This is a genomic window from Amycolatopsis sp. NPDC059021 (genome assembly GCF_042739895.1).
Classification (GTDB): domain Bacteria; phylum Actinomycetota; class Actinomycetes; order Mycobacteriales; family Pseudonocardiaceae; genus Amycolatopsis.
The window spans coordinates 1-8,021 of sequence record NZ_JBHYIQ010000063.1 but is presented as its reverse complement, the minus strand read 5'-3'; the positions used below and the strand labels follow the sequence as shown (position 1 = coordinate 8,021).

General features: G+C 70.0%; 10 protein-coding genes. 4 read left to right on the top strand and 6 right to left on the bottom strand.

All coding sequences use genetic code 11. The features are described 5' to 3' along the window. Window positions 1-91: 91 nt before the first annotated feature. The 6 genes from ACFWX1_RS30750 to ACFWX1_RS30725 all read right to left on the bottom strand — a co-directional run bounded on the left by ACFWX1_RS30750 (window position 92) and on the right by ACFWX1_RS30725 (window position 4,276). Window positions 92-649, bottom strand: coding sequence for a TetR/AcrR family transcriptional regulator (locus ACFWX1_RS30750; protein ID WP_378338645.1), 558 nt, complete (start codon window positions 647-649; stop codon window positions 92-94). After that, window positions 628-1,428, bottom strand: a complete 801-nt coding sequence (locus tag ACFWX1_RS30745) for an SGNH/GDSL hydrolase family protein (protein WP_378393258.1) — start codon at window positions 1,426-1,428, stop codon at window positions 628-630. The genes ACFWX1_RS30750 and ACFWX1_RS30745 overlap by 22 nt, the downstream gene beginning before the upstream one ends. Window positions 1,429-1,525: 97 nt before the next feature. Next, on the bottom strand, window positions 1,526-1,762 hold the full coding sequence (locus tag ACFWX1_RS30740) for a hypothetical protein (protein WP_378393257.1): 237 nt from the start codon (window positions 1,760-1,762) through the stop codon (window positions 1,526-1,528). Further along, the gene (locus ACFWX1_RS30735) at window positions 1,759-2,427 is read right to left on the bottom strand and encodes a hypothetical protein (RefSeq protein WP_378393256.1); all 669 of its coding nucleotides are present in this window, start codon (window positions 2,425-2,427) and stop codon (window positions 1,759-1,761) included. The genes ACFWX1_RS30740 and ACFWX1_RS30735 overlap by 4 nt, the downstream gene beginning before the upstream one ends. Further along, entirely contained in the window at window positions 2,424-2,765 is a 342-nt protein-coding gene (locus tag ACFWX1_RS30730; protein ID WP_378393254.1) for a PadR family transcriptional regulator, read from the bottom strand. The genes ACFWX1_RS30735 and ACFWX1_RS30730 overlap by 4 nt, the downstream gene beginning before the upstream one ends. A gap of 32 nt (window positions 2,766-2,797) precedes the next feature. Beyond that, on the bottom strand, window positions 2,798-4,276 hold the full coding sequence (locus ACFWX1_RS30725) for a GAF domain-containing protein (RefSeq protein WP_378393253.1): 1,479 nt from the start codon (window positions 4,274-4,276) through the stop codon (window positions 2,798-2,800). Between the two features lie 100 nt (window positions 4,277-4,376). On the opposite strand from ACFWX1_RS30725, the gene ACFWX1_RS30720 reads away from it, so the two are divergent. From ACFWX1_RS30720 to ACFWX1_RS30705, 4 genes are read left to right on the top strand one after another with little or no spacing between them, the layout of a single operon-like run. Then, the gene (locus ACFWX1_RS30720) at window positions 4,377-5,900 is read left to right on the top strand and encodes an aldehyde dehydrogenase family protein (RefSeq protein ID WP_378393251.1); all 1,524 of its coding nucleotides are present in this window, start codon (window positions 4,377-4,379) and stop codon (window positions 5,898-5,900) included. Next, a complete protein-coding gene (locus tag ACFWX1_RS30715) occupies window positions 5,900-6,268 on the top strand; it encodes a DUF779 domain-containing protein (RefSeq protein ID WP_378393249.1) in 369 nt (122 codons plus the stop codon). Before ACFWX1_RS30720 ends, ACFWX1_RS30715 begins: the two co-directional genes overlap by 1 nt. A 31-nt stretch (window positions 6,269-6,299) precedes the next feature. Then, the gene (locus tag ACFWX1_RS30710; protein ID WP_378393247.1) at window positions 6,300-6,992 is read left to right on the top strand and encodes an MOSC domain-containing protein; all 693 of its coding nucleotides are present in this window, start codon (window positions 6,300-6,302) and stop codon (window positions 6,990-6,992) included. After that, complete coding sequence (locus ACFWX1_RS30705; protein WP_378393245.1) at window positions 6,982-7,590, top strand: TetR/AcrR family transcriptional regulator; 609 nt, start codon at window positions 6,982-6,984, stop codon at window positions 7,588-7,590. The genes ACFWX1_RS30710 and ACFWX1_RS30705 overlap by 11 nt, the downstream gene beginning before the upstream one ends. Window positions 7,591-8,021 lie beyond the last annotated feature (431 nt).

Below are 8,021 nucleotides of genomic sequence, written 5' to 3'. Positions count from 1 at the left end.
CGGCCGCGGCGCGGCCGCTCCGGCCGGTGGGGGGCTCGTACCCGCCTACGTCCGGCGCGATCCCCGTGTGCGGGGCGCCTTACCGGGACTTTCAGCCCAGATAGGCGTCGAGGGTGACGGCGAGGGCGACTTCGGCCGACGGCGCGAAGCTCGCCCCGGCCAGGCCGCCCCACAGCCACAGCTGCGCCAGCCCGTGCAGCGCGGCCCACAACGACGTCGCCAGCAGCCGCGGATCCGTGCCCTGGTGCCAGTTCCCGGCCTGGACGGCCGCGACGAGCTCGGCGAAGAAGTCGAACACCGCGCTGCTCACCGCGGTGAGTTCCGGGTCATCGGGGTCGATCAGATCCCGGCGGAACATCAGCTCGAACATCGCCGGGTTCCCCAGCGCGAAGTCGAGGTAACCGTGACAGGCGGCGGTGAGCCGTTCCCGGGCGGTGCCGTCGGGCAGCTGCTCGCGACGTTCGAGCAGCTGCCGGTAGCCGAGTACGGCGACGGCCGAGAGCAGTTCGGCGCGGCCGGAGAAATGCCGCAGCGGGGCGCCGTGGGACACGCCCGCGGCCTTCGCGATCCCTCGTAGGGTCACCGCGCCGACGCCCTCCTCGGCGAGCAGGGCGTTCGCGGTGCTGATCAGATGGCTTCGGGTGCCCATGCGCCCAAGGCGTCCACTTCGGACAGTGCGACCGGCTGGAGTTCCGGCCGTTTGGGGAGAAAGCCGTCACCCGACGAACGGCCGGTCAGGCGATTGCGGACGCGGGTGAGCATCGCGGGCGCGACGTGCTCGCGGAACCAGCGCAGATCGCCGCGCAGGCCGGGCCGGACGTCGGTGCCCGGCAGCGGCCGCAGCCAGTCGTGTTCGAGACCGAGCCGGTCCAAGACGTGTCCGGCGACGCGCCGGTGTCCCGCCTCCGACAGGTGCAGCCGGTCCGGGCCGAAGTAGCGGGAGTCGTGGGCGGCCTGGTCGGGCCACAGGTCGACGAGCAGGGTGCCGTAGCTGACCGACGCCTCGCGGATCGCGTCGTTGAGCGCGGTCACGCGGGGCCGCATCCGGCGGACGAACGGCACCCGGTCGGAGATGTCGCTGAGCGTGAAGGTGACGACGGTCGGGGCGAGCCGGGCACAGGCGCGGATGGCGGCGTCGACGCGGCGGGCGACCGTGCGCTCGTCCCAGTCGCGGTGCAGGACGTCGTTGCCGCCGCCGAACAACGCGATCAGGTCGGGCCCGAGCCGCTGCGCCGTCGGGATCTGCTCGGCGGTGATCTGGTCGAGCCGCCTGCCCCGCACCGCCAGGTTGGCGTACTGGAAGCCGTCGTGGGCGAGCCGCGCGGCGACGAAGTCCGCCCAGCCGCGGTACTGGTCGCTACCGGGGTACGGGTCGTCGAGCCCTTCGGCGCAGCTGTCGCCGAGAACGACGAAACGGTCGTAATGCATCAACGTCTCCGTAACCCATGGTTCACCTTGTAGACACTGTCTATCAAACGTCTGTAGACGCTGTCTACTTCTCGGGTGCGGGTCTCGCCCGCCCGGGTTACGCGGAGTGACGTCGTTTGCGCCACGAATACACCGCGATCCCGGCGCCGGGCGCGGCCGTCAGCAAGCCGATCAGGCTTCCGGCCAGCGGAGACTGGCTGAGGAACGCGGCCATCGCGCACAACTCGCCGAGGACGACGGACGCGCCGAAGAAGAACTCCCGGAGGATGCGGAGGGTGTTCGTGGTGCGTCGATCGGATTCCACCACCTGAGTGAACGCCTCGACCGGCTTCATCGGGTCCTCTCCGGAGCCTTCGCGCGCAGGGCGATGCGGAGCGCGGGAATGCGGACGAGCAGCCGGAAGGCGTACATCAACTGCGCGCGATGCGGATGGGCCGATTGCGCCAGTTCATCGAGTTCGCTCAGGTACTCGTCGAAGTAGCGTTCGCGGTCGGCGGGCGGCAGGATGCGCGACGCCCAGCTGATGGCGCGTTGTGGCCCCCGTGCGATGGGGCGCCGAGCCGGCGGCGGGGGAGGTTGTGTCGTCGGCCGCGTGGGTTCTTCTGCCTCGAAGAGATCGCCCGGCACCTCGGTGATCGGGTTGGACGGGTGGTCGCGCAGGCGATGCCTCCCCGACGGCGTTGCTTCCGGTGGTTCCGGTTCGGGTGTCTCCGGCGGAGTGGTGACCCGTGCGATGTGGTCCAGGAACTTTCGTCGCGGATTGTCCTCGTCCTCGTCCTCGCGCGGTTCCGCGGGCGAGGGGAAGTAGGGGACCGGAGGCGGGGCGCCGTAATCCGGAGGTTCGAAAGGCGGATAGCCGTAACGCTGGTAGCCGTAGGGCGCATCGTCGTGAGGCGGATAGTCGTAAGGCGGCGGATCCCCGTAACCGCGTTCGTAGCCGTACACCGACGGGGGTGAGCCGTAATCGAATTCTCGCGACGGGGAGGATTCCGCGGTCACGGCAGGCCTCCCGCGGTCCCCGGTCGCAACCGGTCGAGGCCCTTGGCGCTCGGGGCCGCACGGTGCAGCGCTGCCTTCACCGTGGCCAGGCTGTCCGGATTCAGCCGGTAGTACCGCCGCTTCGGCCGCCCTTCCTCCCGCGCGTCGATGTTCTCCCAGCGGCTGAGCAGCCACCCGGCCTTCTCCAGCCGCGCCAGGATCGGGTGGATCGTGCCGCTGGGCAGTCCGGCCGCCTCGCACAGCTGGAGGCCGTACATCTCCCGATCCGGTTCGTCGATCAGGACGTGCAGGACGAGCTGCGTCGGCAGCGTCATCCGTGGCTCACGGGAACCAACCATGCAAGAACTCTACCTAGCCCCCTAGGTAGAGTTCAAGCGAGCCGAACCCGATGGGCCGAAGCGACCGCGCGGCGCGGGTCGTCGGGAGGCAGCGCCGCGCACAGCGCGTCCACGATCGCCAGGTCGTCGACGCCGCACGACGTTTCCCAGAACGCCCACAGCACGTCCGCGTCGCCGCTGTTCAGCGCCACCTGCCGGACCTGCGCGGTCAGCGCCTCCCGTTCCGCCCGGATCGCCGGAGCCTCCGACTCCGGCAGCAGCGGACCCCGGAACGCGCGCACGACCTCCGCGGCGGACCCGCTGCGCAGGGCCGCGCGGCAGCGCAGGAAATCCGCGTCGACGTCGGCGGCCAGCCGATACGGCCGCGTCTGCACGACCGACGTCCCGAGCTGGGTCCGCAGCCGGTGGATCTCGGCGCGCACGGTCACCGGATTACCGCTCTCGCCGTAGAGCTGACACGCCAGCCGGTCCGCGGTCATCCCACCCGGGTTCAGCGCGAGCAGAGTCAGAATCTCCGCGTGCCGCAAGGTGAACGGCACCTCGCGACCGTCCACAGTGGCCGACCCGGGCCCGTCGGTCAGGAACTCCAGCGCCAGCCGCGCGCGGTGCGGCCTGCCCCCGGAGGACAGCCGCAGCAGATATCCCTCCGGCAGCGGGTCCACGGTGGCGATCCGGCCGTCCGGCAGCGCGACCGTCCCGCCACCGCGCCGGACGTCCACAGTGGACGGCAGGGCGCAGGACTCCGCGGCCAGGACCCGCCCGCTCGCCGACAGCAACGCGCCGGGACGTCCGCGCAACGCCTCCAGATGCCGCATGTTCGCCTGGCGCAGCTGTTCGTCGCGGATCGCGAGCCGGGCCCGCAACTGGCCCTCGGCGAGCTGAGCCGACGCCGTCACCAGAGCCAGCATCGCGGGATGCACCGTCCGAAGTGGACCGCTGACGTCGATCGAGCCGAGCAACGCTCCGGTGTCCGGGTCGCGCACCGGCGCCGCCGCGCACGTCCACGCGTGGTACCGGCGCACCAGGTGCTCGGCGGAATAGATCTGCACCGGCTCACCGGTCGCGAGCGTCGTGCCCATCGCGTTGGTCCCGGCGGCCGCCTCGCTCCAGCGCGTGCCCTCGGTGAGCGCGACCCGGTCCGCACGCAGCAGCACCCCGGTTTCGCCCTCGCGCCACAGGATCAGGCCATCCGCGTCGGTCACGATCATCATGTGCTCGGCGTCGTCGGCGATGCTGACCAGCGTCTGCCGCAACAGCGGCAGCACCGCGGCGAGCGGATGTTCCTCGCGCAGCCCGGTCAGCTCGCCGGGCTCGTACACCAGCGGCGCCTCGCCGTCGTCCGGGTCCACTCGCGCGGCCAGCGACCGATCCCAGGACGCCGAGACCACGGAACGTGGCGAGCGCGGCGCGGGCATCCCGGCGAGCACCGCTTCCCGGACATGCTCGAGTAGCCGCGCGTACGACTCCGGATCGCGCAGCAGGTCGGCTTCCGGCGCCTCTGCCACGGTCATGAGGCTAGTGACCGGGCTCACGCGCCTGCAACGTCGATGCAACGTTGCCGGACCTACCTTCGCGGCCAGCACCGTCACTCCGAGCAACGAGGCAGGAACGATGGCCCTGTACGCCGCACCCGGCACCGAAGGCAGCGTGGTCAGCTACGAGCCGCGCTACGACCACTACATCGGCGGCGAGTACGTCCCGCCCGCCGGCGGTCAGTACTTCGAGAACCCGACACCCATCACCGGAAAGACGTTCACCGAGATCGCGCGCGGCACCGCGCCGGACGTCGAAAAGGCCCTCGACGCCGCACACGGCGCCGCCCCGGCCTGGGGGAAGACATCGGTGGAGGAACGCGCGGGCATCCTGCTCAAGATCGCCGACCGCATGGAGCAGAACCTCGAGAAGATCGCCGTCGCCGAAAGCTGGGAGAACGGCAAACCGGTCCGCGAGACGCTGGCCGCCGACATCCCGCTGGCCATCGATCACTTCCGCTACTTCGCCGGCGCGCTGCGCGCGCAGGAGGGCGGGATCTCGCAGATCGACGAGAACACCGTCGCCTATCACTTCCACGAGCCGCTCGGCGTCGTCGGCCAGATCATCCCGTGGAACTTCCCGATCCTGATGGCCGTCTGGAAACTCGCACCGGCGCTGGCCGCGGGCAACGCCGTCGTGCTCAAGCCCGCCGAGCAGACCCCGGCGTCGATCCACCTGCTGCTGTCGATCATCGGCGATCTGATCCCGCCCGGCGTGGTGAACGTCGTCAACGGCTTCGGTGTCGAGGCGGGCAAACCGCTCGCGTCGAGCAGCCGCGTGCGCAAGGTCGCCTTCACCGGCGAGACCACGACCGGGCGGCTGATCCTGCAGTACGCCAGCGAGAACATCATCCCGGTCACCGTCGAACTCGGCGGCAAGAGCCCGAACATCTTCTTCGACGACGTCGCCTCGGCCAACGACGCCTTCTACGACAAGGCGCAAGAGGGCTTCGCGCTGTTCGCGCTGAACCAGGGCGAGGTGTGCACGTGCCCGTCGCGGGCGCTGATCCAGGCCGGGATCTACGACCGGTTCCTCGGCGACGCCGTCGAGCGCGTCCGGAAGATCAAGCAGGGCAACCCGCTCGACACCGAGACGCAGATCGGCGCGCAGGCCTCGAACGACCAGCTCGAAAAGATCCTGTCCTACATCGACATCGGCAAACAGGAAGGGGCCCGCGTACTGACCGGCGGCGGGCGCACCGACCTCGGCGGCGACCTGTCCGGTGGCTACTACGTCGAGCCGACGGTGTTCGAGGGCGACAACAAGATGCGGATCTTCCAGGAGGAGATCTTCGGGCCGGTCGTGTCGGTGGCGAAATTCGACGACTACGACGACGCGCTGAAGATCGCCAACGACACGCTGTACGGCCTCGGCGCCGGCGTCTGGTCGCGCGACGGCAACACCGCCTACCGCGCGGGCCGCGACATCCAGGCGGGCCGCGTGTGGGTGAACAACTACCACGCCTACCCGGCGCACGCGGCCTTCGGCGGCTACAAGGCGTCCGGGATCGGGCGCGAGACCCACAAGATGATGCTGGACCACTACCAGCAGACGAAGAACATGCTCGTGTCCTATTCGGACAGTGCGCTGGGCTTCTTCTGATGGCCCAGCGGGTAGACCTGACACCGGCCGCCGCGGATCTGCTGCGACGGCTGGTGTCGCTCCACGGTCCGGTGATGTTCCACCAGTCCGGCGGCTGCTGCGACGGGAGCGCGCCGATGTGCTACCCGGCGGGCGAGTTCCGCACCGGGGCGTCCGACGTCTGCCTCGGCTCGCTGGCGGTCGCGGGGATCGGGGATGTTCCGGTGTGGATGTCCGGGGCGCAGTTCGAGTACTGGAAACACACTCATCTGACGATCGACGTCGTCCCCGGCCGCGGGAGCGGGTTCTCCCTCGAAGCGCCCGAAGGCGTGCGCTTCCTGATCCGCTCCCGGCTGCTCACCGACGAGGAGGTCGCCGCGCTGGGATAACTATACGAACGGTCGTGCTATATTCGGGGGCATGACCGAGTTCGGAGTAGCCGGGGTGTACGTGGGCAAGCCGAGCGTGCTCGGGCACCAGCGGGATCAGCCGGTGCTGAGCGCGATCACGAAGGCCAGGGTCGAAGCGCCGGAACTGACGCTCACCGAGATCAACCTCGACGGGGACGACCAGGCCGACCGGACCGTGCACGGCGGTGTCGACAAAGCGGTATATGTCTACCCTGCTGAGCACTATCGCGCCTGGGCCGAGGATTCCTTCACCGCCGCGCCCGGCGACTTCGGGGAGAACGTGTCGGTGACCGGCGCCGCCGAGGAAGAGGTCCGCGTCGGCGACGTCTGGGAGTGGGGTGAGGCGCTGCTCCAGGTGTCGCAGCCGCGGACGCCGTGCTTCAAACTGGCGATGAAGACGCGTCGCAAGGACATCATCCCCGCGATGATCGACTCCGGGCGCAGCGGCTGGTATTTCCGCGTGCTGCGCCCCGGCACTGTGCCGACGAGCGGCGCGATGAAGCTCGTCGAACGCAGTGACGGGCCGAGCATCACCGAGGTCTACCTGGTGTCCTACGCCAACATCGCGCAGTTGGACCCGTCGCGGCACGATGCGCTCTTCGCGCTGGCTGACAGGGTGGTGAACACACCCGCGCTCTCGCCGCAGTTCCGTGCCGGCGTTCAGTCCACTGTGGAACGCTGGCGGGCGCGCCGTGCCGGTTGACGGCCGCCACGCCCGCGGGGACGCGACCCGGCGGACGGTGTTGCGGCACGCGGTCGACGTCGCCTCGGTGGACGGTCTCGACGGGCTTTCGCTCGGCAGGCTCGCCACCGAACTGGACCTGAGCAAGAGCGGCGTGTTCGCGCTGTTCGGGTCCAAAGAGGACCTTCAGCTCGCGACGATCCAGGCCGCCGACGAGATCTTCGCCGAGCACGTTCTGCGCCCGACGTCCGAGGTCGCGCCCGGTATGGCGCGGCTTCGGGCGTTGTGCGACAACTGGCTCGCCTATTCGGAACGGCGGATCTTCCCCGGCGGGTGTTTCTTCTTCAATGTCGGCGCGGAATTCGACGCGCGCCCCGGCCGGGTGCACGACGCGATCGCGGCGGCGAGTAAGGCGTTCACCGGGTTCATCGCCGACACCGTCGCGGAGGCGGCTCGGCTCGGCGAACTGGCACCGGGCGCCGACGTCGCGCAGCTCGCGTTCACCCTGCACGCGCTCGGCCGGGCCGCGAACGCCGAAGCCGTCCTCCACGGCGGCTCCGGCGCCTACCGGCTGGCCCGCGCATGCATGCACGCCCAGCTCGACGCCGCCGCCCGGTAGTCCGTGAAGGACTCCTTCACAGCGCTCAACGCCGGTAAGGGGTCCTTCACGGACCCGTGCGACCGGTGCGCCGAGTGGGGCCGCTCGACCGCGGCGATCCGGACCCGGGGTGGAAAGGACGTGGGGGCCTCCCCGAGGGACCCAGAGTCCCTCGGGGAGACCCCACGGCACGACCAACCGGGACGAATACGACATAACGGAGAATTCACCGTGTGTCGCAGGGTGCTACGCGTTCGTGCTGGAGGGTGCCTCGGTGCGGTGGCGGGGGTGTGACGAGGGCGTCCCTGGGGGCGGTGGATGCGCTCAGGGCGTCCTTCGGACCTCGCTCGCACGCCGCCAGCATCGTCCGGCGTCGCGAACGCTCCGTTGCCGACGATGAACGTCCCGAACCGCTCTCTCTTATAAACAACACACAGCCCACCATACAACGT